The 25182-nt window shown below is 64.8% G+C and carries 26 protein-coding genes and 1 riboswitch; of the genes, 21 read left to right on the top strand and 5 right to left on the bottom strand.

The window, feature by feature from the left end; genetic code table 11:
* Position 1: 1 nt before the first annotated feature.
* From ABIB90_RS02865 to ABIB90_RS02855, 3 genes are all read left to right on the top strand, one after another.
* Positions 2 to 298 carry a hypothetical protein gene (locus ABIB90_RS02865; protein ID WP_354200149.1) on the top strand — a complete coding sequence of 99 codons (297 nt, stop codon included), beginning with the start codon at positions 2 to 4 and terminating at the stop codon, positions 296 to 298.
* A 120-nt stretch (positions 299 to 418) separates the two neighbouring features.
* Entirely contained in the window at positions 419 to 1009 is a 591-nt protein-coding gene (locus tag ABIB90_RS02860; protein ID WP_007597889.1) for a TetR/AcrR family transcriptional regulator, read from the top strand.
* Positions 1006 to 1938: a haloalkane dehalogenase gene (locus tag ABIB90_RS02855; protein WP_354200148.1), complete on the top strand. Its 933-nt coding sequence runs from the start codon at positions 1006 to 1008 to the stop codon at positions 1936 to 1938. Before ABIB90_RS02860 ends, ABIB90_RS02855 begins: the two co-directional genes overlap by 4 nt.
* 27 nt (positions 1939 to 1965) lie before the next feature.
* Here ABIB90_RS02855 and ABIB90_RS02850 read toward each other — a convergent pair whose 3' ends face one another.
* Positions 1966 to 2097, bottom strand: a complete 132-nt coding sequence (locus tag ABIB90_RS02850) for a hypothetical protein (RefSeq protein WP_283843401.1) — start codon at positions 2095 to 2097, stop codon at positions 1966 to 1968.
* A gap of 349 nt (positions 2098 to 2446) precedes the next feature.
* Here ABIB90_RS02850 and ABIB90_RS02845 point away from each other — a divergent pair, with 349 nt between their 5' ends.
* The 8 genes from ABIB90_RS02845 to phoB all read left to right on the top strand — a co-directional run bounded on the left by ABIB90_RS02845 (position 2447) and on the right by phoB (position 10207).
* Entirely contained in the window at positions 2447 to 3502 is a 1056-nt protein-coding gene (locus tag ABIB90_RS02845; protein ID WP_007597887.1) for a putative bifunctional lysylphosphatidylglycerol flippase/synthetase, read from the top strand.
* Positions 3503 to 3535: 33 nt separating this feature from the next.
* Positions 3536 to 4834: an ATP-binding protein gene (locus ABIB90_RS02840; RefSeq protein ID WP_354162271.1), complete on the top strand. Its 1299-nt coding sequence runs from the start codon at positions 3536 to 3538 to the stop codon at positions 4832 to 4834.
* A gap of 143 nt (positions 4835 to 4977) precedes the next feature.
* A complete protein-coding gene (gene pstS, locus ABIB90_RS02835) occupies positions 4978 to 5991 on the top strand; it encodes a phosphate ABC transporter substrate-binding protein PstS (RefSeq protein ID WP_354200147.1) in 1014 nt (337 codons plus the stop codon).
* 99 nt (positions 5992 to 6090) lie between these two features.
* Entirely contained in the window at positions 6091 to 7080 is a 990-nt protein-coding gene (gene pstC / locus ABIB90_RS02830) for a phosphate ABC transporter permease subunit PstC (RefSeq protein WP_007615692.1), read from the top strand.
* A 4-nt stretch (positions 7081 to 7084) separates the two neighbouring features.
* Complete coding sequence (gene pstA, locus ABIB90_RS02825) at positions 7085 to 7930, top strand: phosphate ABC transporter permease PstA (RefSeq protein ID WP_007597877.1); 846 nt, start codon at positions 7085 to 7087, stop codon at positions 7928 to 7930.
* Positions 7927 to 8748, top strand: a complete 822-nt coding sequence (gene pstB, locus ABIB90_RS02820) for a phosphate ABC transporter ATP-binding protein PstB (RefSeq protein ID WP_007597875.1) — start codon at positions 7927 to 7929, stop codon at positions 8746 to 8748. The genes pstA and pstB overlap by 4 nt, the downstream gene beginning before the upstream one ends.
* Positions 8749 to 8759: 11 nt before the next feature.
* Positions 8760 to 9476, top strand: a complete 717-nt coding sequence (gene phoU / locus ABIB90_RS02815) for a phosphate signaling complex protein PhoU (RefSeq protein ID WP_007597873.1) — start codon at positions 8760 to 8762, stop codon at positions 9474 to 9476.
* 23 nt (positions 9477 to 9499) lie between these two features.
* Positions 9500 to 10207 (top strand): phosphate regulon transcriptional regulator PhoB, encoded by a 708-nt coding sequence (gene phoB / locus ABIB90_RS02810; protein ID WP_007597871.1) that lies wholly within the window; start codon positions 9500 to 9502, stop codon positions 10205 to 10207.
* A 219-nt stretch (positions 10208 to 10426) separates the two neighbouring features.
* Here phoB and ABIB90_RS02805 read toward each other — a convergent pair whose 3' ends face one another.
* On the bottom strand, positions 10427 to 10939 hold the full coding sequence (locus ABIB90_RS02805) for a GcrA family cell cycle regulator (protein ID WP_007597869.1): 513 nt from the start codon (positions 10937 to 10939) through the stop codon (positions 10427 to 10429).
* A 455-nt stretch (positions 10940 to 11394) separates the two neighbouring features.
* On the opposite strand from ABIB90_RS02805, the gene ABIB90_RS02800 reads away from it, so the two are divergent.
* From ABIB90_RS02800 to ABIB90_RS02790, 3 genes are all read left to right on the top strand, one after another.
* Positions 11395 to 12597: an aspartate aminotransferase family protein gene (locus ABIB90_RS02800; protein ID WP_354200146.1), complete on the top strand. Its 1203-nt coding sequence runs from the start codon at positions 11395 to 11397 to the stop codon at positions 12595 to 12597.
* Positions 12597 to 13544 carry an ornithine carbamoyltransferase gene (gene argF / locus ABIB90_RS02795; protein WP_354200145.1) on the top strand — a complete coding sequence of 316 codons (948 nt, stop codon included), beginning with the start codon at positions 12597 to 12599 and terminating at the stop codon, positions 13542 to 13544. The genes ABIB90_RS02800 and argF overlap by 1 nt, the downstream gene beginning before the upstream one ends.
* Positions 13545 to 13689: 145 nt before the next feature.
* The gene (locus tag ABIB90_RS02790) at positions 13690 to 14709 is read left to right on the top strand and encodes an Hsp33 family molecular chaperone (RefSeq protein ID WP_035993783.1); all 1020 of its coding nucleotides are present in this window, start codon (positions 13690 to 13692) and stop codon (positions 14707 to 14709) included.
* A gap of 49 nt (positions 14710 to 14758) precedes the next feature.
* Here ABIB90_RS02790 and apaG read toward each other — a convergent pair whose 3' ends face one another.
* Positions 14759 to 15163 carry a Co2+/Mg2+ efflux facilitator ApaG/CorD gene (apaG, locus tag ABIB90_RS02785; protein ID WP_088941063.1) on the bottom strand — a complete coding sequence of 135 codons (405 nt, stop codon included), beginning with the start codon at positions 15161 to 15163 and terminating at the stop codon, positions 14759 to 14761.
* A gap of 193 nt (positions 15164 to 15356) precedes the next feature.
* On the opposite strand from apaG, the gene ABIB90_RS02780 reads away from it, so the two are divergent.
* Genes ABIB90_RS02780 through ABIB90_RS02770 form a run of 3 tightly spaced genes read left to right on the top strand, consistent with a single transcriptional unit; the run spans position 15357 to position 18406 of the window.
* Entirely contained in the window at positions 15357 to 16622 is a 1266-nt protein-coding gene (locus ABIB90_RS02780; RefSeq protein ID WP_007597863.1) for an OpgC domain-containing protein, read from the top strand.
* Complete coding sequence (locus tag ABIB90_RS02775; protein WP_007597862.1) at positions 16622 to 17401, top strand: SGNH/GDSL hydrolase family protein; 780 nt, start codon at positions 16622 to 16624, stop codon at positions 17399 to 17401. Before ABIB90_RS02780 ends, ABIB90_RS02775 begins: the two co-directional genes overlap by 1 nt.
* 12 nt (positions 17402 to 17413) lie before the next feature.
* The gene (locus tag ABIB90_RS02770; RefSeq protein ID WP_354127012.1) at positions 17414 to 18406 is read left to right on the top strand and encodes an SGNH/GDSL hydrolase family protein; all 993 of its coding nucleotides are present in this window, start codon (positions 17414 to 17416) and stop codon (positions 18404 to 18406) included.
* A gap of 122 nt (positions 18407 to 18528) precedes the next feature.
* Here the strand turns inward: ABIB90_RS02770 and ABIB90_RS02765 are convergent, their stop codons facing one another.
* Positions 18529 to 19725 carry an O-succinylhomoserine sulfhydrylase gene (locus tag ABIB90_RS02765; RefSeq protein WP_354127011.1) on the bottom strand — a complete coding sequence of 399 codons (1197 nt, stop codon included), beginning with the start codon at positions 19723 to 19725 and terminating at the stop codon, positions 18529 to 18531.
* A 70-nt stretch (positions 19726 to 19795) separates the two neighbouring features.
* A riboswitch (SAM riboswitch) is annotated at positions 19796 to 19875 on the bottom strand.
* An 80-nt stretch (positions 19876 to 19955) separates the two neighbouring features.
* On the opposite strand from ABIB90_RS02765, the gene ABIB90_RS02760 reads away from it, so the two are divergent.
* The 4 genes from ABIB90_RS02760 (at position 19956) to ABIB90_RS02745 (ending at position 24618) form a co-directional block, all read left to right on the top strand.
* On the top strand, positions 19956 to 21092 hold the full coding sequence (locus ABIB90_RS02760; protein ID WP_155809444.1) for a 2'-deoxycytidine 5'-triphosphate deaminase: 1137 nt from the start codon (positions 19956 to 19958) through the stop codon (positions 21090 to 21092).
* Positions 21093 to 21269: 177 nt separating this feature from the next.
* Positions 21270 to 21680: a PAS domain-containing protein gene (locus ABIB90_RS02755; RefSeq protein WP_354127010.1), complete on the top strand. Its 411-nt coding sequence runs from the start codon at positions 21270 to 21272 to the stop codon at positions 21678 to 21680.
* Between the two features lie 118 nt (positions 21681 to 21798).
* Complete coding sequence (locus ABIB90_RS02750; RefSeq protein WP_354200144.1) at positions 21799 to 22851, top strand: hypothetical protein; 1053 nt, start codon at positions 21799 to 21801, stop codon at positions 22849 to 22851.
* 321 nt (positions 22852 to 23172) lie between these two features.
* Positions 23173 to 24618 carry an MATE family efflux transporter gene (locus tag ABIB90_RS02745; protein ID WP_007597852.1) on the top strand — a complete coding sequence of 482 codons (1446 nt, stop codon included), beginning with the start codon at positions 23173 to 23175 and terminating at the stop codon, positions 24616 to 24618.
* Here ABIB90_RS02745 and ABIB90_RS02740 read toward each other — a convergent pair.
* Positions 24615 to 25097, bottom strand: coding sequence for a hypothetical protein (locus tag ABIB90_RS02740; RefSeq protein WP_354200143.1), 483 nt, complete (start codon positions 25095 to 25097; stop codon positions 24615 to 24617). The two genes, ABIB90_RS02745 and ABIB90_RS02740, sit on opposite strands and share 4 nt — an antisense overlap.
* Positions 25098 to 25182: the final 85 nt, after the last annotated feature.

The raw sequence follows: 25182 nt of genomic DNA, 5'->3' as shown, positions 1-25182 counted from the left end.
GATGCCCTATCTCGTCTCGTTCCATCTGGGCTGGCTGATCGGCTCGCTGCTACTCGGCTTCTGCATGGGCTGGATCTCGGTGGTCCAACGCGGCAACGGCACCTCGAAGGTGACCGCGCGCTGGCTCGCCGTGTTTGTTGCCGGCCTGGTCGCGGCCTCGTTCGCGCATGTGGTCCCCGGCCGCTTCGGCTACTGGCTCGACCTCGGCCTGATCATGTTCGCCTGCTATCTCGTCGGCGCCGCCATTGGCGCCTGGCTGCGCGATCGGGTGGTCGCGCGCAGCATGCCGCCGGCCTGAGCGGCTGAGCTGAGAGGCAAACGCGCGCCCGCTATCGCGCTCATCACCTGCTCCGCCATCAGATTTCAAGGGCGAGGATGTGGCGCTTGACATCAATACGTACGTACGTATTATAACGCCATGCCAAAGCCCTCACTCAAAGACGCCATTCTCGACGCCGGCCTGAAGGTCATGTTTCGGACCGGCTATCACGGCACCAGCGTGCGCGACGTCACCACTGCTGCGGGCGCGCCGCAGGGGTCCTTCACCAATCATTTCCGCTCAAAGGAAGCATTCGCCTCCGAGGTGCTCGACCGCTACTTCGAGATCACAAGGGCGCTGGTCGCCGAGGCGCTCGACGACACCTCGCTGACCCCGCGGGCGCGGCTGAAGCGCTACCTGGACATCATCACTGGCCGGCTCGAAGCGGACGGCTACGGCCGCGGCTGCCTGATTGGCGATCTCAGTCTGGAGGCGACCGGCAGCAGCGAGATGCTGCGCGGGCGCCTCGCGGCCATCTTTGCTGAATGGCGCATGCCGTTCGCCGCCTGCATCAGGGATGCCCAAACCAGCGGCGAGATTGCCTCCGATTTCGAGCCTGAGGAGCTCGCCGACTTCCTGCTCGCGTCCTGGCAGGGCGCGATCCTGCGCATGAAGGTCGACCGCAATCCCAAAGCGCTCGAACGTTTCAAGACCATCGCATTCCAAACCGTGTTCAAGGAGCTGACATGACCAAGCAGATCGAGATCAAGATTCGCAAAGCGTCCGTCCTCGGAAGCAGCATGGCCTATCGTGAGGCAGGCGCGCAGAACGCGCCGGTCGCGCTCTTCCTGCACGGCAATCCGACTTCCTCGTACATCTGGCGCAACATCATGCCTTTGGTGTCACCGGTCGCGCATTGCCTCGCGCCCGACAACATCGGCTTCGGTCAGTCCGACAAGCCCGACATCGACTACCGCTTCTTCGATCACGTCCGCTATCTCGATGCCTTCATCGAACAGCGCGGCCTTACGTCGGCCTATCTGGTCGCGCAGGATTGGGGCACGGCGCTCGCATTTCATCTTGCGGAGCGCCGGCCGGATTTCGTGCGCGGCCTTGCCTTCATGGAATTCATCCGTCCGATGCCGACCTGGCAGGACTTCCACGACACAGAAGTTGCCGCAGAGCAGGAGCACGCCGGGGCGGCGCGGGCGGCCTTCCGCAAATTCAGGACGCCGGGCGAGGGCGAGGCGATGATCCTCGAGGCGAATGCCTTCGTCGAGCGCGTGCTGCCGGGCGGCATCGTGCGCAAGCTCAGCGAGGACGAGATGGCGCCCTATCGCACGCCGTTCCCGACACCGGAGAGCCGCCGGCCCGTTCTTGCGCTTCCGCGCGAACTGCCGATCGGAGGCGAGCCTGCTGACGTCTATGAGGCGCTCCAGTCCGCGCATGCAGCGCTGGCCGCGTCGTCCTATCCAAAGCTCCTGTTCACCGGCGAGCCCGGAGCTCTGGTCGCATCGGAATTCGCCGAACGGTTTGCAGCCTCCCTGAAGCACTGCGCGCTGGTTCGTCTCGGCGCCGGCCTGCATTTCCTCCAGGAGGATCACCCCGAGGCGATCGGGCGCTCCGTCGCCGGCTGGATCGCGGGCATCGAGGCGGTGCGCCCGCAGCTTGCGGCCTGAGCAGAACGCTACCTCCGAACGACATGCTCATCGCGGCCGCTGGCCGGCGGCCGCGATGACGTCTGTGATGTCGCAGTGCAACCGGATGATCGAGCGCGAGCCGTCGGCCACGTAATCGTGCGCGCCGCAGCGGCCGCGCGCGGAGCGACCCTCTTTCAACAGCGGAATCCCGCCCATAGATTGATTTCGACTTAAGCCGTGACGGAACATTGTACGGCCGAAATCATCAAAACTTCATGGCGTCTGCGCAGGATTGCCATGGAGATTCGCGTCAGGCTTGCCGCCGAAAGCGCCAAACCGTGCATCAGGAGCCCGCAACCTGCCTAAAACCTTGAAGCCACGACTTTTTGTTCGAATTGTCGAATTCCACTCCGCCCCAAAACGCGCTAGTGGAGGGGCAGGGGGCATGCGCGATGCCGGAGCCGCTGACGAGGATTCGTCGAGTGCCCGTGCGTCGTCCGCCTGTTCGCTGGCCACCCCGGCCGCTGAAGCGTTGTTCGAGGTCTAGATGCTGGAAGCCATACGCAGAGCGATGACGTTTCTGCGCCAGAAGCAAATCCTGCATAAGCTTGGAGTTGTGATCAGCGTCGCTGTCATCGGCATCGCTTGCTATGTGCTCTACCACATGCTGCGCGGCATCGATGTCAACGAAGTCCTCGAAGCGATCAAGAGCACCGAGCCGAGCCAGATTGCGCTGGCGGCTTTGTTTGTCGCCGCGGGCTATTTCACGCTGACCTTCTACGACCTGTTCGCCGTGCGCGCGATCGGCCACGCCCACGTGCCCTATCGCATCAACGCGCTCGCCGCCTTCACCAGCTATTCGATCGGCCACAATGTCGGCGCCAGCGTCTTCACCGGCGGCGCGGTGCGCTACCGCATCTATTCCGCCTACGGCCTGAACGCGATCGACGTCGCAAAGATCTGCTTCCTCGCCGGCCTGACCTTCTGGCTCGGCAATGCCGCGGTGCTGGGCCTCGGCATCTCCTATCATCCGGAGGCCGCGGCCTCGATCGACATGCTTCCGCCCTGGCTGAACCGGATGCTGGCGATGATGATCATCGTCGGGCTGGTCGCCTACGTGGTCTGGGTCTGGACCCAGCCCCGGATGGTCGGCCGCGGGCCCTGGACCGTGATGCTGCCGGGCGGCCCGCTGACGCTGCTCCAGATCGCGATCGGCATCATCGATCTCGGCTTCTGCGCGCTGGCGATGTACGTGCTGGTCCCGGACGAGCCCAATCTCGGCTTCGTGGTGGTCGCGGTGATCTTCGTCTCGGCCACGCTGCTCGGCTTTGCCAGCCATTCGCCCGGAGGCCTTGGCGTGTTCGACGCGGCCATGCTGGTCGGGCTCTGGCAGATGGACCGCGAGGAGCTGCTGGGCGGGATGCTGCTGTTCCGCGTCCTCTATTATCTGTCCCCTTTCGTCATATCTGTAATCTTGCTGACGTTTCGCGAAGTTATCATCGGCGCACGATCGAAGCGCCTGCAGCAGGCGGCGCTCAAGCTCGACCCCGGGCCCGCGCCTAAAGCCGCTTACGTGAGAAAGCGCAGCGACAGCGGCGCCTGACCGGCGCAACGTCCTTTGGAGAAGCCCGCCCCGATGGCGATCGACGCCCCATCTTCTCCCTCCTCCCAGCCCTGGTCCGACCGGCTGCGGCACTCGACCGTCATCCTGATCGCCGCGGCGCTGGCGCTGTCGGTGGTGGTCTCGCTGGGCGAATTGTCGGCACTGCATGCCATCGCGGTTTTCCTCTGCGTCGCGGTCGCAGCGCTGATCCCGTGGCGCCTGCACGATACCGCCGCCTCGCGCGAAGAGACCCGCCGCGTCAACCCGGTCGAGAGCGCGGCGGTCGCCGCGGTGGTTGCCGGCATGCCCGATCCCGCGGTGCTGCTCGACCGCGCCGGCCGCGTCATCCATCTCAACGCCGCAGCCGCCCAGCTCGCGCCGGCGCTGCGCCGGAATGAGCTTGCCCAGTTCGCGCTGCGCTCGCCCGAGATCATCACGGCGCTGCGCGAGTCGATCGCGACCACCGAGCCGCGGCGCGCGACCTATCTCGACCATGTCCCGGTCGATCGCTGGATGGAGCTGACCATCACGCCGGTGCCGGTGCCGACCACCTTCGGCGGCGCCGACAAATGCATGCTGATGACCTTCCACGACCAGACGCCGCTGCGTCGGGTCGAGGAGATGCGGGCCGATTTCGTCGCCAATGCCAGCCACGAGCTGCGCACGCCGCTGGCCGCGCTGTCCGGCTTCATCGACACGCTCCAGGGCCAGGCCAAGGACGATCCCAAGGCGCGCGAGCGCTTCCTCGGCATCATGCACAACCAGGCCACCCGGATGGCGCGCCTGATCGACGATCTGCTGTCGCTGTCGCGGGTGGAACTGTCCGCCCATGTGCGGCCAGACACCCTGGTCGACCTGCTGCCGATCATCTTGCAGGTCGCCGACGGGCTCGAGCCGCTGGCGCGGGAACGCCAGGTCGAGGTCGAGACCCAGCTCCCTGAGACCCCGGTACTGATCGCGGGGGACCGCGAGGAGCTGCTCCGCCTGTTCGAGAATTTGATCGAGAACGCGCTCAAATACGGCGCCGCGGGCGGTCGCGTCATCGTGTCGCTGATGCCAGGCGCCGCCCCTGATGGAACTCAGGAAATCCGGGTCCTGGTCCGGGATTTCGGCCCCGGCATCGCGCCGGAGCACCTGCCGCGGCTGACCGAACGGTTCTACCGGGTCGATGTCGGCGACAGCCGCTCGCAGGGCGGGACAGGGCTCGGATTATCCCTGGTGAAACATATTCTTAACCGCCATCGCGGCCGGCTTTTGATCGAAAGCGTGCCCAAGCAGGGCGCCACTTTCACCGCCTGTTTCCCCCAGGGCAAGCCTGCGGCTCTGAGCTAAATTCCAGCGATTTCAGCTGCTTAACACTGTCATCCGACTGTCACCAAACCTTCGTAAAAGCTCAGCTGTCCGCTCCTAAAGGGGCGGCACGGGGAGCGCGATCGGGCGCGGATGGCGCTTCGCTCCCCTGTATGGAGACCAGCATGAATTTCCTCAAAACACTCGTCGCTGCTGGCATCGTCGCCGCATCGACGACGGCGGCCTTTGCTGCCGATATCACCGGTGCCGGTGCGACGTTCCCGTTCCCGATCTATTCCAAATGGGCTGACGCCTACAAGAAGGAGACCGGCAACGGTCTGAACTACCAGTCGATCGGCTCCGGCGGCGGCATCAAGCAGATCCAGGCCAAGACCGTGACCTTCGGCGCCAGCGATGCGCCGCTCAAGGCCGAGCAGCTCGAGAAGGACGGCCTCGTCCAGTGGCCGATGGTCATGGGTGCCATCGTTCCCGTCGTCAACATCGAGGGCGTGAAGCCCGGCGAGATGGTGTTCGACGGCGAGACGCTGGCCAGCATCTATCTCGGCAAGATCACCAAATGGGACGACGCCGCGATCAAGAAGCTCAACCCGAACGTGAAGCTGCCCTCGGAGGCCATCACCGTGGTCCGCCGTTCGGACGGCTCTGGCACCACCTTCAACTTCACCAACTACCTCGCCAAGGCCAGCGCGGACTGGAAGAGCAAGGTCGGTGAGGGTACCGCGGTCGAGTGGCCGGTCGGCGTCGGCGCCAAGGGCAACGAAGGCGTGTCCGGCAACATCAGCCAGACCAAGAACTCGATCGGCTACGTCGAGTACGCCTATGCCAAGCAGAACAAGCTGACCTACACCGGTCTCGTCAACAAGGCCGGCAAGCCGGTGCAGCCCACCGTCGAAGCCTTCCAGGCGGCCGCCTCCAACGCCGACTGGGCCAAGGCTCCCGGCTACTACGTTATCCTGACCGACCAGCCCGGCGAGAAATCCTGGCCGATCACGGCGGCGACCTTCATCCTGATGCACAAGGACGCCACCGACAAGGCGGCCTCGCAGGAAGCCATCAAGTTCTTCCGCTGGGCCTTCAAGAGCGGCGGCAAGGCGGCTGAAGAGCTCGACTACATCCCGATGCCGGACCCGGTCGTTCAGCTGATCGAGAAGACCTGGGCTGCCGAAATCAAGAGCTAGGTTCGCGACGCTCGTGCCCCGGATGCGCTGAGCCGCATCCGGGGCACGGACCAACAAAAAACGTATACTATTTTAGTACAGGGGATCGGCGTGGCAGAGATGGCCGTTCAGAGCGATGTAATCGACGACGCCGGACCTTATGATCGCGCCAAGGCCTTGAGCGCGTTCAAGCTCGGCGACGTTACCTTCTACTGGATCACGCGGCTCTCCGCGATCTCGGTGCTTCTGATCCTCGGCGGCATCATCATTTCGCTGATCGTCGGCGCCTTCCCCGCGATGAAGGAATTCGGAGTCTCTTTCCTGTGGACGCAGCGCTGGGCGCCGTCCGCTGATCCGCCGGTGCTCGGCGCGCTCGGGCCGATGTACGGCACGCTCGTCACCTCCTTCATCGCGATGCTGATCGCCATCCCCGTGGGTCTCGGCATTGCGATCTTCCTCACCGAGCTCTGCCCGCAATGGCTGCGCCGCCCGATCGGCATGGCGATCGAGCTGCTCGCCGGCATCCCCTCGATCATCTACGGCATGTGGGGCTTCTTCGTGTTGGGTCCGTTCCTCGCCAACACGTTCCAGCCCTTCATGATCAAGATCTTCGACGGCGTGCCCGTGCTGGGCGCGATCTTCGCAGGTCCCCCGTCCTATCTCAGCCTGTTCAATGCCGCGCTGATCCTCGCCATCATGGTGCTGCCCTTCATCACCTCGATCTCGGTCGACGTGTTCAAGACCGTGCCTCCGGTCCTGAAGGAAGCCGCCTACGGCGTTGGCTGCACCACCTGGGAAGTCGTCCGCAGCGTGGTGATCCCCTACACCCGCGTCGGCGTCATCGGCGGCGTCATGCTGGCGCTCGGCCGGGCGCTCGGCGAGACCATGGCGGTGACCTTCATCATCGGCAACTCGTTCCGGATCTCGTCGTCGATCTTCGCGCCGGGCACCACGATCTCGGCGGCGATCGCATCCGAGTTCGCCGAGAGCGACGGCCTGCACCAGTCCGGCCTGATCCTGCTCGGTCTCCTGCTGTTCGTGCTGACCTTCTTCGTGCTTGCAGCGGCGCGGCTGATGCTGATGCGGCTGGAAAAGAAGGCGGGGAACTAGCGCCATGAATCCGATCTATTCACGCCGCCGCCGCAAGGACATCGTCGTTCGCGGGCTCTGCATCGCCGCAACGGCCTTCGGCGTCACCTGGCTCGCGCTGATCCTGATCACGCTGCTCTACAATGGACTGGCGGGACTCAATGTCCAGCTGTTCACCGAGAACACGCCGCCTCCCGGATCGAACGAGGGCGGCCTGCTCAACGCCATCGTCGGCTCGCTGATCATGACCGTGATCGGCGTCGGCATCGGCGCGCCGCTCGGCATGTTCGCCGGCACCTATCTCGCCGAATACGGCCGCAATGACCGGCTGACCTCGGTGATCCGCTTCATCAACGACATCCTGCTCTCGGCGCCCTCGATCATCATCGGCCTGTTCATCTACGGCGCGGTGGTGGTGCCGATGCGCGGCTTCTCGGCGATCGCAGGCTCGCTCGCGCTCGCGGTCATCGTGATCCCGGTGGTGCTGCGCACGACCGAGGACATGCTGCTGCTGGTGCCGAACGCGCTGCGCGAGGCGGCCTCGGCGCTCGGCCTGCCGCGTTCGCTGGTGATCAAGCGGATCGCTTATCGCGCCGCGCGCTCCGGCCTCATCACCGGCGTGCTGCTCGCAACCGCTCGCGTCGCCGGTGAAACTGCGCCGCTGCTGTTCACCGCGCTGTCGAACCAGTTCTTCAGCCTCGGCCTGAATAAGACGATGGCGAACCTGCCTGTCACCATCAACAACTTCGTGCAGAGCCCCTATGCCTATTGGAAGCAATTGGCCTGGAGCGGGGCGCTGCTCATCACCCTGACCGTTCTTGCCCTTAATATTGGCGCGCGCATCCTTGGCGCCGAGAGGACCGCAAAATGAGTGATCTTTCCGTATCGATGAGCGCGGCCGGTGGGCTGCCCCACGCGCCGGTGCTGCCGGAGGCGCCCCCGAAGGTGACCGTGCGCAACCTGAACTTCTATTACGGCGAGCACCACGCGCTGAAGAACATCAACCTGACGCTGGGCGCCAATCGCGTCACGGCGTTCATCGGTCCGTCGGGCTGCGGCAAGTCGACCCTGCTGCGCATCTTCAACCGGATGTACGACCTCTATCCCGGCCAGCGCGCCACTGGTCAGCTGATGCTCGACCAGACCAACATCCTCGACGGCAAGCTGGACCTCAATTTGCTGCGCGCCCGCGTCGGCATGGTGTTCCAGAAGCCGACGCCGTTCCCGATGACGATCTACGAGAACATCGCGTTCGGCATCCGCCTGTATGAGAAGATCTCGAAGTCCGAAATGGACGGCCGCGTCGAGAAGGCGCTGCGCGGCGGCGCGCTGTGGAACGAGGTCAAGGACAAGCTCAACGCCTCCGGCCTGTCGCTCTCCGGCGGCCAGCAGCAGCGCCTCTGCATCGCCCGCACCGTCGCGGTGCGGCCCGAGGTGATCCTGTTCGACGAACCCTGTTCGGCGCTCGACCCGATCTCGACCGCCAAGGTCGAGGAGCTGATCCAGGAGCTGTCCGAGGATTACACGATCGCGATCGTCACCCACAACATGCAGCAGGCGGCGCGCGTCTCCGACAAGACCGCCTTCATGTATCTCGGCGAGCTGATCGAGTTCGACGACACCAGCAAGATCTTCACGTCGCCGACCGACCGGCGCACGCAGGATTACATCACCGGCCGGTTCGGCTGAGGAGACGCGACATGGCTTCCGAACATACCGCAAAGGCTTTCGACACCGACCTCCAGGAACTCACCCGCCTGGTCGCCGAGATGGGCGGCATCGCCGAGCGCATGATCGTCGAGTCCGTCGACGCGCTGATCCGCCGCGACGTCCCGCTCGGCCAGCGCGTCGTTGCCATCGACACCGAGCTCGACGCGCTGCAGAAGCGCATCGAGGAGCGTGCGGTGCTCACCATCGCCCGCCGCCAGCCGATGGCGGTCGATCTGCGCGAGATCGTCGGCGCCATGCGCGTCGCGACTGATCTCGAGCGCATCGGCGACCTCGCCAAGAACATGGGCAAGCGCGTCGCGGCGCTGGAAACGGACTTCCATCCGCTCAAGCTGTTCCGCGGCCTCGAGCACATGACCGACCTCGTGCAGCAGCAGGTCAAGTCGGTGCTGGACGCCTATGCCGCGCATGATTTGCCGGCGGCGATGGCGGTGTGGAAGGGCGACGAGGAAGTCGACGCCATCTGCACCTCGTTGTTCCGCGAGCTCCTCACCTACATGATGGAGGATCCGCGCAACATCTCGTTCTGTATTCACCTGATGTTCTGCGCCAAGAACATCGAGCGGATCGGCGACCACGCCACCAACATCGCCGAGACCGTGTTCTACATGATCGAGGGCCAGGCGATCACCGACAAGCGGCCGAAGGGCGACATGACGACCTTCGCCAACACGGTACCGAACACCTGAAGACTTAAGGGAGCGACGACCCGATGGGCGCACGCATTATGGTGGTTGAGGACGAGGAAGCCCTGACCGAGCTTCTCCGCTACAACCTCGAAGGCGACGGCTATGACGTCGAGACGGTGATGCGCGGCGACGACGCCGACACCCGCCTCAAGGAGCACATCCCCGATCTGATCGTGCTCGACTGGATGCTGCCGGGCCTGTCGGGCATCGAACTGTGCCGGCGGCTTCGCACCCGTCCCGAGACCAAGCAGCTCCCGATCATCATGCTCACCGCGCGCGGCGAGGAGAGCGAGCGGGTGCGGGGTCTTGCGACCGGCGCCGACGATTACATCGTCAAGCCGTTCTCGGTGCCGGAGCTGCTGGCGCGCGTGAAGGGCCTGCTGCGGCGCGCGAGCCCCGAGCGGCTCGCCACCGTGCTTGCTTTTGGCGACATCGAGCTCGACCGTGACAAGCGCCGCGTGGCGCGCTCAGGCCGGCCGATCGATCTCGGTCCGACCGAATATCGCCTGCTGGAGTTCTTCCTGGAGCACCCGGGCCGGGTGTTCTCGCGCGAGCAACTGCTCGACAGCGTCTGGGGCCGCGACATCTATATCGACGAGCGTACCGTCGACGTGCATATCGGCCGCCTGCGCAAGCTGCTCAATCTCGGCCGCGAGCAAGACCCGATCCGCACCGTCCGCGGCGCCGGCTACGCGCTGGATGATCGGTTTGCGAAGGCGGAGCAGGTGTAGGGTTGCAGGCTTGTTTGTTGGCGAGCTGTCCCTGCATTCTCCGATGTCGTCCCGGACAAGCGAGCGCTGATCCGGGACCCATAACCACAGGGAGTGGTTTGGCGAAGACTCCGAGTTACCCCTTTCGCACGACTACTTCGTGCTCGGAGTATGGGTCCTGGCTTTCGCCAGGACGACACTGAAATTATTGAACTGTCTTTGCGCGACGACTTGCCGTGATTACCGCGGACCCGGCTTCACCGGTGCGCGGCGCCGATCCGACGCCGGCTGGTACGCAACACGCGAGTGCTGGGCGCAATAGGGCAGGCCGGACAGCGCCCGTCCACCGCAGAAGAAGAAGTCCGGGCTCGAGGGATCGCCGACCGGCCAGTGGCAGGTCGCCTCGTTCAATTCGAGCAGCGACAGCCGCTGGCTCATCGGCACCACGTTGTCGTAGGTGACCGGATCCGGCTCAGCCTCGACCTCGAAGGCCTGCGCCAGCGCGGTGTTGCCGCGCGAGATCGGGCGGCTCACCCGCATCATGTGCTGCGCGGGGCGCGCCTTGCGCGGCCGGGGCGCTGCCGATGATGGGCTCTTGGCGCGGCCCGAGAGGCCGAGCCTGTGCACTTTGCCGATCACGGCATTGCGGGTCACATTGCCGAGCTCCGCCGCGATCTGGCTGGCCGAAAGTCCGGCCTCCCAGAGCTTTTTCAGCTGCTCGACGCGATCATCGGACCAGGTCAAAACCGTCATTGCACCCTTTCCCTCGCTGCGCGCCAGCCATCCTGGGGCCTCGCAGCGAATGCCTAAGCCTTCAAAAACCCGTGCCGCCAGAATCCCTTAAGGCTCGCCGGGCGCGTCTTGAACGCCCGAACGTTTACGCCGGTACATAAGGACTTAAAGATCAGAACCACTGCACGAGATGTCGTATCTGACAATCCAAACGCTACAATATGGCGTGACTCCCGCGCAAGAGTCCGCCGACTCGCTTCCACATGTTCCGTGGCTAAATCCCGCAAAATCGGCACCGCAAGACTACGGATTCAGCGTTTCGCGAGGCTTTCCGGGCGGCATTGACACCCGTTTCACCAGGCCTAAGATAGTCGCACGTGCCGCCCTCAAGAGGCGGCACGTTTCGTTTTCCGGGCCGGTCGATGGTGCGTTGCGTAATGCACGCTCACACCGTCCGCAACATTCAAGTGACCGTCATGACTAACAGCGCAGCGCCGCATTTGCTCCCCGTTTTCGCCAGGTCCGACCTCGGTTTCGAGCGTGGCGAAGGCTGCTGGCTGATCGCGACCAATGGCGAGCGCTATCTCGATTTCACCTCCGGGGTGGCGGTGAATGCGCTCGGCCATGCCCATCCGGCGCTGGTCGCGGCGTTGCAGGAACAGGCCACGAAGCTCTGGCACATGTCGAACCTGTTCCAGAGCCCGGACGGCGAAAAGCTTGCCGCGCGCCTGTGCAATGAAAGTTTCGCGGACTTCGTGTTCTTCTGCAATTCCGGCGCCGAAGCGCTGGAATGCGTGATCAAGGTCGTGCGCCGCTATCACGCCGCGAAGGGCCATCCAGACCGCTATCGCATGATCACCTTCGAAGGCGCCTTCCATGGCCGCACGCTGGCGACGCTGGCCGCGACGGGTTCGGCAAAATATCTCGAAGGTTTCGGCCCACCCATGGAGGGCTTCGACCAGGTTGCGCATGGCGATCTCGAGGCAGTGAAAAAGGCGATCGGTCCGCAGACCGCCGGCATCCTGATCGAGCCGATCCAGGGCGAGGGCGGTGTGCGTTCGGCAACGCCCGCCTTCCTGAGGGCGTTGCGCCAGCTCTGCGACGAGCGCGGCCTGTTGCTCGCCTTCGACGAGGTGCAGACCGGCATGGGCCGCACCGGCGATCTATTCGCGTACCGCCGCCTTGGCGTCGAACCCGACGTGATGTCGCTGGCCAAGGCGCTCGGCGGCGGCTTCCCGATCGGCGCCTGCCTTGCGACCGCGGAAGCGGCGTCCGGCATGACGCCGGGCTCGCACGGCTCGACCTTCGGCGGCAATCCGCTCGCGATCGCGGCGGCGAATGCCGTGCTCGACGTCATGCTCAAGCCCGGCTTCTTCGACCACGTGCAGAGGATGTCGCTGCTGCTCAAGCAGAAGCTCGCTTCCGTGATCGACCGTCATGGCGATGTCGTCAGCGAAGTGCGCGGCGAGGGCCTCCTGATCGGCATCAAGGCCGTGGTGCCCTCCGGCGATCTCGTTGCCGCCTTGCGCGACCAAAAACTGCTCACCGTCGGTGCCGGCGACAATGTCGTGCGTTTCCTGCCGCCTTTGATCGTCACCGAAGCCGAGATCGAGGACAGCGTCGGGCGGCTCGAGCGCGCCTGCGCGGCGTTGTCTGGCAACAAGCGGGCGGCAAGCTGATGAGCACGTCGCCCGATAAAACGCCCAAGAAAACACCGAAGCACTTCCTCGATATCAACGAGCTGCCGCTGTCGGAGCTCAAGCGCATGCTGGCCGCGTCCTCCGCGATGAAGGCGAAGCAGAAGGCGCATCAGCCGGTCAGGCCGCTCGAAGGCAAGACGCTGGCGATGATCTTCGAGCGCCCCTCGACGCGGACGCGGGTGTCGTTCGATGTCGCCATGCGCCAGCTCGGCGGCGAGCCCATCATGCTCACAGGCGCCGAGATGCAGCTCGGTCGCGGCGAGACCATCGCCGACACCGCGCGCGTGCTGTCGCGCTATGTCGACGCCATCATGATCCGCATCCTCAATCACGATGCGCTGCTGGAGCTTGCGGCAAACGCCACCGTGCCCGTCATCAACGGCCTGACGCGGCGCTCGCATCCCTGCCAGGTCATGGCCGACCTCATGACCTACGAGGAACATCGCGGCCCGATCGAGGGCAAGACGGTGGCCTGGACCGGCGACGACAATAACGTGCTGGCGTCCTGGGCGCACGCCGCCGAGCGCTTCAAGTTCCAGCTCAATGTCGCGACGCCCCCGGAGCTCGCACCGAAAAAGGCGATGCGCGACTTCATCAAGGCGACCGGCGCGCCGATCATGCTCGGCACGGATGCCGAAGCTGCCGTGCGCGGCGCCGATTGTGTCGTGACCGACACCTGGGTGTCGATGGGCGACAAGGAAGGCGAGCACCGCCACAACGTGCTCAAGCCCTATCAGGTCAATGCCCAGCTGATGTCGCTGGCCAAGCCCGATGCGCTGTTCATGCACTGCCTGCCCGCCCATCGCGGCGAGGAGGTCACCGACGAGGTGATCGACGGTCCGCAATCCGTCGTATTCGACGAGGCCGAAAACCGCCTGCACGCGCAGAAGGGCATTCTGGCCTGGTGCTTCGACGCGGTGAAGTAACGCGGGCCGGTGAAGTAGCTTTGGATCGTCGTCCTGGCTTTCGCCAGGACGACACCGAGTTTGCCGTGCTTGCGTACGATCCGTTCTGCATTCCGGATGCAGCCGCCCCCTTCCAATTTCGCCTTCCGACCCCAGATAAAGCGCCATGGTTTCCCAATCCCCTGACATGAAAACCGGGCCCGAAGGCCCGGTTCGCGCGCCATCCGCGGTTCCCATCGATGACGCCGTGCTGCCCTACGAGGTCGACGCGCTCGACGTGCGCGGTCGCCTGGTGCGGCTTGGTCCGGCGCTCGACGAGATCCTGACCAAGCACGATTATCCGGCGCCGGTCGGCAAGCTGCTCGGCGAGGCCATCGTGCTGACCACGCTGCTCGGCTCGTCGCTGAAGTTCGAAGGCCGCTTCATCCTCCAGGCCCAGACCGACGGTCCTGTGTCGTTCCTGGTCGTGGACTATCAGGCGCCGGATCGCCTGCGCGCCTATGCGCGCTATGATGCCGCGCGCCTCGGCGAAGTCCAGGATTCCGGCAAGACTTCCGGCGCGCTGCTGGGCCACGGTCATCTGGCCATGACCATCGACCAGGGCCCCGACATGAGCCGCTACCAGGGCCTGGTCGCGCTCGACGGCGGCAGCCTCGAAGACGCCGCTCACGAATATTTCCTGCGCTCCGAGCAGATCCCGACACGCGTGCGTCTCGCCGTGGGCGAGGAGTGGCGTTCGAACGACGGCGGCAAGCATCGCTGGCGTGCCGGCGGCATGCTGATGCAGTTCCTGCCGAAGGCGCCCGAGCGCGCGCGGCAGGCCGATCTGCATCCCGGCGATGCGCCCGAGGGCGTCGAGGTCCATGCCGTCGCTGAAGACGATGCCTGGGTCGAGGCGCGCTCGCTGATCGAAACCGTCGAAGACGTCGAGCTGATCGATCCCGAGCTGTCCGGCGAGCGGTTGCTCTACCGTCTCTTCCACGAACGCGGCGTGCGCGTGTTCAATCCGCTGCCCTTGAAGGCGCAATGCTCCTGCTCGCGCGATGCGGTGGCATCGATGCTGAAGAGCTTTTCGTCCGACGACCGTGCCGCAATGGTCAAGGACGACAAGGTCGTCGTGACCTGCGAGTTCTGCAGCTCGGTGTACGAGTTCACACCGGATGAGGCGGGCGTCGAGGACGCGTAGCGCGGTGCCGTAGGGTGGGCAAAGCGAAGCGTGCCCACCATTTCCAGCGCTAGTTCAACACCCGCTTGTTATCCGGGCTGTCCAGCGAGAACGTCGGCACGTCGATCTCGAAGCGTTCGCCGCTTGCGCTGACCATCTGGTAGCGGCCGGTCATGAAGCCCGAGGCGGTCGTGAGCGGCACGCCGGAGGTGTATTCGAAGCGTTCGCCGGGCGCGAGCGTCGGCTGCTCGCCGACGACGCCCTCGCCTTTCACCTCCTGCTGCCGGCCGGTGGCATCGGTGATGATCCAGTGCCGCGTCTTGAGCTGCACGGTCTCATCGCCGGAATTGGTGATGACGATGGTGTAGGCCCAGAAATAACGGGAGCGGTCGGCCGACGACTGCTCCGGAACAAAGTTCGGCTCGACGGTCACTTCGATCTGGCGGGTCACGGCGCGGTACATGATTGCCATCATACCGAAAACCGCCCGGGAACCAAACGCCGGAGGCGGCCTTGGCGACATCGTCCCGCCTGAATTCGCAGGGAAGTACACGTCCAAGTGTAGGTCCAAACGTACTTGCATGTGATCCGGTGGCTTTGCGAGATGACGGCCGGACCGGTACACTCCTTGCCACGTCGCGATTTGCGGAAGGGTTTTTAGGCCCCCGATGACTATTGCCGACCAAGTGACGGGATCGACGATCGCGGGAACCGCTAAACCTGTGGAGGTCAAGTCCGCGGGGGCAAAGCGGCGCGCGGCCGCGCCGGCCATTTCGCTGCCCGCCATCGGGGAGCGCGAACTCCGGCTCGACCTGTTCCGCGGCCTTGCGCTGTGGCTGATCTTCATCGACCATTTGCCGCCGAGCCTTCTGACCTGGTTCACGATCCGCAATTACGGCTTCAGCGACGCCACCGAGATCTTCATCTTCATCTCCGGCTATACCGCCGCCTTCGTGTACGGTCGGGCGATGCTGGAGTCCGGCATTGTCGTCGCCACCGCGCGCATCCTGCGGCGCGTCTGGCAGATCTATGTCGCCCACGTCTTCCTGTTCACGATCTTCCTTGCCGAAATCTCCTACGTCGCGACCAGGTTCGAGAACCCGCTCTACACCGAAGAGATGGGCATCATGGATTTCCTCAAGCAGCCCGACGTGACGATCGTGCAGGCGCTGCTGCTGCGCTTCCGTCCGGTCAACATGGACGTGCTGCCGCTCTATATCGTGCTGATGCTGGCGCTGCCCTTGATCCTGTGGCTGATGAAATGGCGCCCCGACGTGACGCTCGGCCTCTCGGTCGCGCTCTACGCGGTGACCTGGGAATACGACCTCTATCTGTCCGCCTATCCGAACGGCTTCTGGGCCTTCAATCCCTTCGCCTGGCAATTGCTGTTCGTGTTCGGGGCATGGTGCGCGCTCGGGGGTGCGCGACGCATGTCGCGCATTCTGGCTTCGCGGGTGACGATGTGGATCGCGATCGCCTATCTGGTCGCGGCATTCTACGTGACGCTGACCTGGTATGTGCCGCAGCTCTCCCATTTCATGCCGAAGCGGCTCGAGCAGTGGATGTATCCGATCGACAAGGCCGACCTGGACGTGCTGCGCTTCACGCATTTCCTGGCGCTGGCCGCGCTCACCGTACGCGTCCTGCCGCGGGACTGGCCGGGCCTGAAATCGCCATGGCTGCGGCCGCTGATCCTGTGCGGCTCGCATTCCCTGGAGATATTCTGTCTCGGCGTCTTCCTCGCCTTTGCCGGCCATTTCATCCTGGCCGAGGTCTCGGGCGGCCCGGTCATGCATGCGCTAATTAGTCTCTCCGGAATTCTGATCATGTGGGCCATGGCCTGGCTGATTTCGTGGTACAAGCGGGTGGCTGACAAGAGCGGTTCGAAAACCAAAAGCGCCGTCGGCAGCGCCGATATGGCGGGAGGGGGCTGATGAAGGCGAAGGTTTTCCTGAGCCTGATCCTGCTGTGCGGTGGTCTCGCCGCGCCTCCGGCGCGCGCGGACGATGCTGCGCCGGCTGCTTCAGCCGCGCCCGCAGCCTGTGAAGTGCCGTCCTATCTGCTCACCAGCGAAAGCCAGCTTCCCAAGGTCGCCGATGCCGTGAAGGCCGGCAAGCCGCTCGAAATCCTGGTCATCGGCAGTCGCTCGACCACAATTCCGGCTTCCGAGGACGCCTCTTATCCGGCGCGGATGCAGGCCATTCTGAAGGACAAGCTGTCGCCGTCCGAGATAGTCCACGTCTCCGTAGAAATACAGAGCAAGAAAACGGCCGAGGAGGCGGCCGCCAGTTTCGTTAAGCTGATGGAAGCAAAAGCACCTACTTTGGTTATCTGGCAGACCGGGACTGTCGATGCTATCCGAGCCATCGATCCCGATGATTTTCGCGGCGCAGTGACCGGAGGGGTTGTTGCGCTGCAAAAGGCAGGGGCTGACGTCGTCTTGATGAACTTGCAGTACAGTCCGCGTACCGAAACCATGATCTCGGTGCCGCCATACCTCGACAATATGCGGGTGGTGGCGCAGGAGCACGATATTCCGCTGTTCGATCGTTTCGCGATCATGCGGCAGTGGAATGACCAGGGGCAGTTCGACCTGTTCAGCCCGTCGCGCGGGCCTGAGCTGGCGAAGCAGGTCCATGATTGCCTTGGCCGGGCGTTGGCACAGTTCGTGATCGACGCTGCGCATCTGGAGCCGGCCCAGCAGCAAAATTGAGGTCTAGCGTTAATGAGTTCTCTCCGCCCTTTTTGCCTGACGGCATGGCTGGCTGCGCCTGCAGCAGCGGTGCTGCTGTTGCTGAGTCCGGCCTGGCAATCGCACGCGCAGACGCAGGGCGCGCAGGCAACGCCGGCCCCGCAGCAGTCGGCTAATCCGGCTCCCGCTTCACCGTCCCAGACGACCGTCGCAGCGACGTCCCCCGACCAGCGCGGCATCACGGCGCGCGCCATCGACAAGGTGAAGCAGGTCGCGAAATCCGCCGGCGACGTCTTCAGCCGCGTGCCCTGCCTGTCGCCGAAGGGCGGCGCTAAGGCGATGGGCTCGCTGCCGCATGTCGCGGGCAAGCTCGTCGCCGGCCAGCCCGTCGTCATCGTCGCATTCGGCTCGTCCTCGACCGCGGGATTCGGTGCGAGCTCGCCGGAGTTCAACTATCCCAATCGTCTTGCCGCGCAGCTGCACCGGCACTATCCGACAGCCGACATCACCGTCGTCAATGCCGGCGTCGGCGGCGAGGACGCGCCCGAGATGATGAAGCGCCTTCAGAAGGAGGTGATCGACGTGCATCCGGATCTGGTGATCTGGCAGGTCGGCACCAATGCGGTGCTGCGCAATCTCGATCCCGGCGATACCGCCAAGCTCGTCGAGGACGGCATCAGCCGCATCCAGGCTGCCGGCGGCACCGACGTCGTGCTGGTCGATCCGCAGTATTCGCCAGCCGTCAACCAGCGCGCCGAGAGCGCCGGCAAGATGGTGAAGCTGCTCGGCAAGGTCGCTGAGCTCCGTCACGTCGGCATCTTCCCGCGCTTCGAGGTGATGCGCGACTGGCACGAGAAGCAATCGCTTCCGGTCGAGAGCTTTGTGATCGCCGACGGCCTGCACATGAACGATTGGGGCTACGCCTGCTTCGCCCAGCTCCTCGGCGACGACATCATCCGCTCCGTCGGCCAGATCAAGCTCGGCGTGAACGTGCCCGCGGACGTGCGGACGTACCGGCCGATGTAGCTTGGTGCCGTAGGGTGGGCAAAGGCGCGCTCTTCGCGCGCCGTGCCCACCATCTATCGGCACCGCGATCGTGAAGGGTGGGCACGCTTCGCTTTGCCCACCCTACGATTCCGAGTGTGTGGCTACGCCTTCTCCAGCGCCGCGGTCAGATCCTCGATTAGATCATCCGCGTGCTCCAGCCCCGCCGAGAAGCGGATGAATCCCTCGCTGATGCCGAGCGCGGCGCGGTCCTCCGGCTTGAGGCGCTGATGCGTCGTGGTGGCGGGGTGCGTGACGAGGCTCTTGGCGTCGCCGAGATTGTTCGAGATCTTGGCAAGCTTGAGCTCGTTGAGCACGCGGAACGCCGCCTGCTTGCCGCCCTTGACCTCGAGGCCGACCAGCGTCGAGCCGCCGCGCATCTGCTTCTTCACCAATGCCGCCTGCGGATGATCGGCGCGGCCGGGAAACACCAGCCGCGAAATCTTCGGATGGCTCGCCAGCACGTCCGCGATGCGCGCGGCCGTCTCGGTCTGCGCGCGCACGCGCACGGCGAGCGTCTCCAGGCCCTTGAGCAGCACCCAGGCGTTGAACGGCGAGATCGACGGGCCGGTCTGGCGCATGAAATTGTGGATGTGCTCGGCGATGAACGCCTCCGAGGACAGGATGATGCCGCCGAGACAGCGGCCCTGGCCGTCGATGTGCTTGGTCGCGGAATAGACCACGACGTCGGCGCCGAGCGCGAGCGGGCTCTGCCAGATCGGCGTGGCGAACACGTTGTCGACGACGAGCCGCGCGCCGCCGCTGTGCGCGATCTCGGCAATGCCGGGAATGTCGAGCACGTCGAGCGTCGGATTGGTCGGGCTCTCCAGGAAAAACGTCTTGGTGTTCGGCTTCATGGCGCGCTGCCACTGGTCAAGATCGAGGCCGTCGACCAGCGTGGTCTCGATGCCGTAGCGCGGCAGCAAATCCTGCACGACGTAGAGACACGAGCCGAACAGCGCGCGCGAGGCCACGACGTGATCGCCGGCCTTCAGCGGCGCCAGGATCGCCGTCGTCACCGCGGCCATGCCGGTCGCGGCGGAACGTGCCGCTTCGGCGCCTTCGAGCTCGATCATGCGGCGCTCGAACATCGCGATGGTCGGATTGGAGTAGCGTGAATAGATGAAGCCGGGGTCCTCGCCCTTGAACCGCGCCTCGCACTCCTCGGCGCTGTTGTAGACGTAGCCCTGGGTCAGGAACAGCGACTCCGAGGTCTCGCCATATTGCGAGCGCAGGGTGCCGGAATGAACCAGGCGAGTTTCGGGACGGTATTGCGCGGTTGGCGCCGGGGACTTCGACATAGGACCTCCTGAAGTGACCATCGAAAATGGCCACAAAAAAACCGGCCTGGAATATTTCCACGGGCCGGGATCACAGAGGTCCCCGGCCTGTTTAGCGACTTATTTAACGTGGCTGCAAGCCGGCCGGCTCAAATCACCACGGGATAAGTCATGCTCATATTCCGCAATGCCCTTTCCGTCAAGACGTCCATCGGATAGCCGTAAAACGCTCATATTTCCCGCATGTCGGGATGTGTTTGATCCCTGATGAGGACCCCGGGTTGACGTTCACGGTCGCCGCCGACGCCAATGGTATCCTGCCCGACCGCATGATCGCGGCGATGGCGGAGGGCGGTCTCATCCTGCCCGCTTACGACTTCGTCGAAAGCCAGATCCAGCCGGCGAGCCTCGATTTGCGTCTCGGCGATATCGCCTATCGCGTTCGCGCCAGCTTCCTGCCTGGTCCCGGCGCCACCGTTGCCGAGCGCATCGACGAATTGAAGCTGCACGAGTTCAGTCTCGCCGACGGCGCGGTGCTGGAGACCAACTGCGTCTACATCGTGCCGCTGCTCGAAAGCCTCGCGTTGCCGCCGGAGATCGTCGCGGCCGCCAACCCGAAGAGCTCGACCGGCCGGCTCGACGTCTTCACCCGCGTGATCGCCGACGGCACCCGCCGCTTCGACATGATCGGTGCCGGCTATCACGGCCCGCTCTATGCCGAGATCAGCCCCAAGACGTTCCCGGTGCTGGTCAGCGAGGGCTCGCGCCTGAGTCAGGTACGCTTCCGCACCGGCGATGCCATCCTCAACATCGACGACCTCGAGGCGCTGCACGCGACCGAACGTCTCGTCGATATCGACGATGCCGATCTCACCGGCGGCGTCGCCGTCTCCGTAGATCTCTCCGGCGAGAAGAGCGGCGGCTTCGTCGGCTACCGCGCCAAGCGCCACACCGGCGTGATCGACGTCGATCGCCGCGCCGGCTATTCCGTCGAGGAGTTCTGGGAGCCGATCTCGGCCCGTCCCGACGGCAGTCTCATCCTCGATCCCGGCGAGTTCTATATCCTGGCGTCGAAAGAGGCGGTGCAGGTGCCGCCCGATTACGCCGCGGAGATGGTGCCGTTCGATCCGCTGGTCGGCGAGTTCCGCGTGCATTATGCCGGATTCTTCGATCCCGGCTTCGGCTATGCCGGCGCCGGCGGGTTGGGGTCGCGCGCCGTGCTCGAAGTGCGCTCGCGCGAGGTGCCGTTCATCCTCGAGCACGGCCAGATCGTCGGCCGCCTCGTCTATGAAAAGATGCTGGCGCGCCCCGACGCCATGTACGGCCAGCGCATCGGCTCAAATTACCAGGCCCAGGGGCTGAAGCTGAGCAAGCATTTCCGGGTGTAGGGATAGGCTCACCTTCCGCTGTCATGCCCCGGCTTGACCGGGGCATCCAGTACGCCGCAGCCTATCGGTTCGATCACATCCGCCTCTGGAATACTGGATCGCCCGATCAAGTCGGGCGATGACACCGAATCTGTGTCAGGATAAGAAGCGAATCCGGGCTACGTCCGAGGTGGCGAAATGACAGATCAATCCGAACTCGACGCAAAAATCCTCGACGACGTCGCAGACGCGCTGATCTATTCGGATCGCTCCGGCACGATCATGCGGTGGAATCGCGCATCGTCCGCACTGTTCGGATTCTCCGCGGACGAAGCGCTGGGTCAGAATCTCGACCTCATCATTCCCGAACATCTGCGTGCCGCGCACTGGAAAGGCTTCGAGGCCGCGCTTGCCAGCGGCGCGATGAAGCTTGCGGGCAAACCGACACTGACCCGCGCGCTGCACAAGGACGGACGCAAGCTCTACATCGAGATGACCTTCGCGCTGGTGCGGGACGCCGCTGGCGTGGTGCAGGGATCGGTGGCGATGGCGCGCGACGTGACCGAGCGCGTCGAGCGCGAGCGTGCCGCCAAAGCTGCGCAAAATTAAGCCTGCGCAAAATTCGCGATGCGGAATTGGCGGCGTGCAGGGCGCCCTGCGTGCGGCTTAGCTTGTCCGTCACCGGATGCAGTGACACACTCGATCAAAACAACGATCGGGAGCGAACATGACCGCCGCATCAGACCCCGCGCAGGAAGCTCAATGGAAACGCTGGCGCGCGGTTGCCGATCTCTATCACGCCTATTTCACCGGCCTGATCCTCACCGTGGTCACGCGTCGCGGCACGGTGGATGCTGCGGAGTTTGTCTTTCGCGTGTTCCGCCGCCAGCAGCAGGAGCGCTTTCTGCCGGGGCTGGAGAAGCTCGGGTTGACCCATCTGCCGCCCGCCGTGGCGGCCGCGCAATATCACTACCTCTCCAACTGGATCGGCGGCGTGCACGTCGAATACATGCATGAGAGCGATCGCAAAGCCTGGATCCGTTATCCGCCGCCGCGCTGGATCTGGAAGGGCACTGCCATCTGCGGCGTGCCGGGCGAAGTCTCGCGCGCGATGCTGCGCGGCTGGCACGCCAACAACGGTGTGGCGCTTGGCGATACCAGATTAGGGTTCGTCTGCACCAAGCAGAGCGTCGACGGCCAGGACGGGCTCGAAGGCTACTACCACCAATATGACCAGCCGCTCGAGCTCGACCAGCGCCTCGTGTTCGCGCGGCATCTCGAAGCGCCGCTGTTCGATGCCGCCGCGGCTCCGGCGTTGCCAGTCGCAAGCTGGCCAAGACCGCGACTGGAAAAAGCCTATCGCAACTATGCGATGGAATATGTGCGCACCGCCGCGCCCGTGATGGTGCAGCTGTTCGGTCCGGAGGATGCCGGCTATCTCCTGCACCTCACGGGCAAGCTGATCGGGATGCAATATTTCGATGAGGTCGCTGCGGCGCTGTCGATGGGCCGCGGCGGTGCGAGCGAATTCGCGACGTTCCTCAACGCGCTGTTGGTCGCGCAGGACGATGTGGCTGAGACGACGCAATCCGAAGGCATGTTCGAAATCCGTCAGCAGAGCTGGAAGTTGATGGACGGCGTCGCCGATGACCACCCTGCCTGCACCAAGGTGCTGGCGGGGTTGTTCGAAGGGCTCGCGGCCGGATGTGGGCGGCACATCGGAGTGCACCTGTTCCCGACATCGCGCGGCCGTCCGCCATTGCTCTGGACGATTGGGTAATGCCGCGCGGGCGTTGGCCTCGTGGTTCGAGACGCCAGCTTCGCGGGCTCCTCACCATGAGGGTCCGACATGTCACCGCGAAACAAGACCTCATCCTGAGGAGCCCGCGACGCGGGCGTCTCGAAGGGTGGCCCCACGGAGACTGAGAGCCGCAATTCCACGGGCTGAAATGCGCTGCCGCAGGGCACGCCTGCACCTAGCGCAGGAGGAATCGCTGCGCATCGTGCTAACAAGCCTGTCGTTGCGCCCTGCGCGCGAACCAATTCATTGGTACACCCAAGCATTGCCGCGCCGCAAATGGCGCTTTCGCCCGGAGAGGACATGTCAGACATCGCCGAAATCCCGGTCGATGAACAAGAGCGTCCGCTGCCGCCGCCCCCGCGCCCTGTGAGGAGCGCGCTGATGGACGGGCCGATCCTGCGCACGCTGCTCGGACTGGCCTGGCCCAACGTCGTCGCGCTCTCAGCCGGCACTTGCACGGTGATTGCGGAGACCTCCTATATCGGACGTCTTGGTGTGGAAGCGCTGGCCGCGATGGCGCTGGTGTTTCCGACAGTGATCCTGACCATGACCATGTCGGGCGGTGCGATGGGCGGCGCGGTGGCCTCCGCCATCGCGCGCGCGCTCGGCGCCGGCGATCGCGAGCGTGCCGGGACGCTCGCCGCGCACGCGCTGCTGATCGGAATCAGCTTCGGCCTCGTCTTCATGCTGGGCATGCTGATCTTCGGACCGCGCGTTCTGGAAATGCTCGGTGGCCGCGGCGACGTGCTGACGCATGCGATCGCCTACACCCAGGTGTTTTTCGGCGGCGCCGTGCTGCCCTGGCTACTCAACACCATGGCCGGAATCCTCCGCGGCACCGGCAACATGAAGCTGCCGTCGCTGTTGATCCTCAATTCTGCGGCCTGGCAGATCGTGCTTGGCGGCACGCTCGGCCTCGGGCTCGGTCCGGTGCCGCAATTCGGTATGCGCGGCGTCGCCGCCGGCGCGCTGATTGCCTATTGCATGAACATCGGCGTGATGGGCTGGTACCTGTTCTCCGGCCGCGCCCGCGTGACGCCGAAACTGCGCGGACTTCGGATCCAATGGGCGATGTTTTTCGACATCCTCAAGGTCGGCGCCATCGCCTGCTTCTCGCCGCTGCAATCGGTGCTGACGATCTCGATCTTCACCCACATGCTTGCGAAATTCGGCACCGCGATCCTCGCCGGCTACGGCATCGGTGCGCGGCTGGAATTCCTGCTGACCTCGATCGCGTTCTCGTTCGGCATCGCCTCGGTGCCGATGATCGGCATGGCGGTCGGCGCCGGTCGCATCGCCCGCGCGCGGCGCATCGCCTGGATCGCGGCGGCGAGTGCCTTCGTTGCCGTCGGTGCACCGGCGTGCCTGGTTGCGATCTTCCCCGATCTCTGGGTCAACATCTTCACCGACAGCGCGACCGTGCGCGCCACCAGCCATCAATATTTGTCGACGGTGGCGCCGTTCTACGCCTTCATCGGCCTTGCCTCGACGATGTATTTCTCGTCGCAGGGCGCTGCCAAGGTAATCGGCCCGGTGCTGGCGCAGACCGCGCGGCTGATCTACATCTCGGCGGTCGGCTGGTGGCTGTCGACGCACGATGCCACCGCGCAAAGCTTCTTCTGGCTGGCGGCGAGTTCGATGGTCGTGCTCGGCCTGCTCTCGTCCTCCAGCGTGGTGCTGACGCGCTGGGGACCGCGCCAGACCAAACCTGCGATCAGGCCGGCTCTGTCGGCCGCTGCGGACTAGCGATGCCTGTGGCGGCGATGGCCGCCACCGCCGCCGACATTGGCGAGCCGCATCAGTTGCGGAATCATCGCCATCATGTCGCCGCCACCGGCGCCGCCGAGCATGCCCATGATATCGCTGCCGCCCATGCCGCTCATTCCAGTCGGCATATATCCGCCTCCGCCCATCGGTGCGTAGCCGCCGTAATTGGGCGCCCCGAAACCGCCGCCGAGATTGCCGCCCCCGAGGCCGCCAATTCCGCCGCCGCCATTCTCCATCATGCGGCTCATCATTGGGCCCATGGTCTGCATCATCATGCCGAAGCGGCGCTTGCCCATCTTGGCCTTCATCATCTCCAGCATCGGCGCCATCTGGGTCATCATGTCCTCGCCGCCGGCACCGCCGCCGCCGAGGAATTGCGCCTTTGCCGGCGCGCTCGAAATCGAAAACATCAGCAGCACGGCGGCCGCCTGGCAGATCACCTTGTCCGCACCTCTCATGGCCTGCTCCTCGCGTGCGTGGCGCCGCCGGGAGAGCGGAGCCAACCGGGCGCACGCCGCCATGGTTATTGCGGACAAGGGCTGG

Origin of the sequence: Bradyrhizobium sp. JR4.1, assembly GCF_040548605.1 — a bacterium.
GTDB classification, from domain to species: Bacteria; Pseudomonadota; Alphaproteobacteria; order Rhizobiales; family Xanthobacteraceae; genus Bradyrhizobium; species Bradyrhizobium canariense.
Note: the sequence above shows the minus strand (reverse complement) of the source record. Positions and strands in the feature narration are given on the sequence as shown.

Excerpts from the sequence above, each read along its gene's own strand:
- ABIB90_RS02760 (WP_155809444.1), top strand. The coding sequence starts at position 19,956 with ATGTGTTTGATCCCTGATGAGGACCCCGGGTTGACGTTCACGGTCGCC.
- ABIB90_RS02805 (WP_007597869.1), bottom strand. The coding sequence starts at position 10,939 with ATGACGGTTTTGACCTGGTCCGATGATCGCGTCGAGCAGCTGAAAAAG.
- pstS (WP_354200147.1), top strand. The coding sequence starts at position 4,978 with ATGAATTTCCTCAAAACACTCGTCGCTGCTGGCATCGTCGCCGCATCG.
- ABIB90_RS02860 (WP_007597889.1), top strand. The coding sequence starts at position 419 with ATGCCAAAGCCCTCACTCAAAGACGCCATTCTCGACGCCGGCCTGAAG.
- ABIB90_RS02800 (WP_354200146.1), top strand. The coding sequence starts at position 11,395 with ATGACTAACAGCGCAGCGCCGCATTTGCTCCCCGTTTTCGCCAGGTCC.
- argF (WP_354200145.1), top strand. The coding sequence starts at position 12,597 with ATGAGCACGTCGCCCGATAAAACGCCCAAGAAAACACCGAAGCACTTC.
- ABIB90_RS02840 (WP_354162271.1), top strand. The coding sequence starts at position 3,536 with ATGGCGATCGACGCCCCATCTTCTCCCTCCTCCCAGCCCTGGTCCGAC.
- ABIB90_RS02740 (WP_354200143.1), bottom strand. The coding sequence starts at position 25,097 with ATGAGAGGTGCGGACAAGGTGATCTGCCAGGCGGCCGCCGTGCTGCTG.
- ABIB90_RS02765 (WP_354127011.1), bottom strand. The coding sequence starts at position 19,725 with ATGTCGAAGTCCCCGGCGCCAACCGCGCAATACCGTCCCGAAACTCGC.
- ABIB90_RS02755 (WP_354127010.1), top strand. The coding sequence starts at position 21,270 with ATGACAGATCAATCCGAACTCGACGCAAAAATCCTCGACGACGTCGCA.
- ABIB90_RS02855 (WP_354200148.1), top strand. The coding sequence starts at position 1,006 with ATGACCAAGCAGATCGAGATCAAGATTCGCAAAGCGTCCGTCCTCGGA.
- ABIB90_RS02775 (WP_007597862.1), top strand. The coding sequence starts at position 16,622 with ATGAAGGCGAAGGTTTTCCTGAGCCTGATCCTGCTGTGCGGTGGTCTC.
- phoU (WP_007597873.1), top strand. The coding sequence starts at position 8,760 with ATGGCTTCCGAACATACCGCAAAGGCTTTCGACACCGACCTCCAGGAA.
- ABIB90_RS02790 (WP_035993783.1), top strand. The coding sequence starts at position 13,690 with ATGGTTTCCCAATCCCCTGACATGAAAACCGGGCCCGAAGGCCCGGTT.
- ABIB90_RS02745 (WP_007597852.1), top strand. The coding sequence starts at position 23,173 with ATGTCAGACATCGCCGAAATCCCGGTCGATGAACAAGAGCGTCCGCTG.
- ABIB90_RS02780 (WP_007597863.1), top strand. The coding sequence starts at position 15,357 with ATGACTATTGCCGACCAAGTGACGGGATCGACGATCGCGGGAACCGCT.
- apaG (WP_088941063.1), bottom strand. The coding sequence starts at position 15,163 with ATGATGGCAATCATGTACCGCGCCGTGACCCGCCAGATCGAAGTGACC.
- ABIB90_RS02750 (WP_354200144.1), top strand. The coding sequence starts at position 21,799 with ATGACCGCCGCATCAGACCCCGCGCAGGAAGCTCAATGGAAACGCTGG.
- ABIB90_RS02845 (WP_007597887.1), top strand. The coding sequence starts at position 2,447 with ATGCTGGAAGCCATACGCAGAGCGATGACGTTTCTGCGCCAGAAGCAA.
- pstB (WP_007597875.1), top strand. The coding sequence starts at position 7,927 with ATGAGTGATCTTTCCGTATCGATGAGCGCGGCCGGTGGGCTGCCCCAC.
- ABIB90_RS02865 (WP_354200149.1), top strand. The coding sequence starts at position 2 with ATGCCCTATCTCGTCTCGTTCCATCTGGGCTGGCTGATCGGCTCGCTG.
- phoB (WP_007597871.1), top strand. The coding sequence starts at position 9,500 with ATGGGCGCACGCATTATGGTGGTTGAGGACGAGGAAGCCCTGACCGAG.
- ABIB90_RS02770 (WP_354127012.1), top strand. The coding sequence starts at position 17,414 with ATGAGTTCTCTCCGCCCTTTTTGCCTGACGGCATGGCTGGCTGCGCCT.
- pstC (WP_007615692.1), top strand. The coding sequence starts at position 6,091 with ATGGCCGTTCAGAGCGATGTAATCGACGACGCCGGACCTTATGATCGC.
- pstA (WP_007597877.1), top strand. The coding sequence starts at position 7,085 with ATGAATCCGATCTATTCACGCCGCCGCCGCAAGGACATCGTCGTTCGC.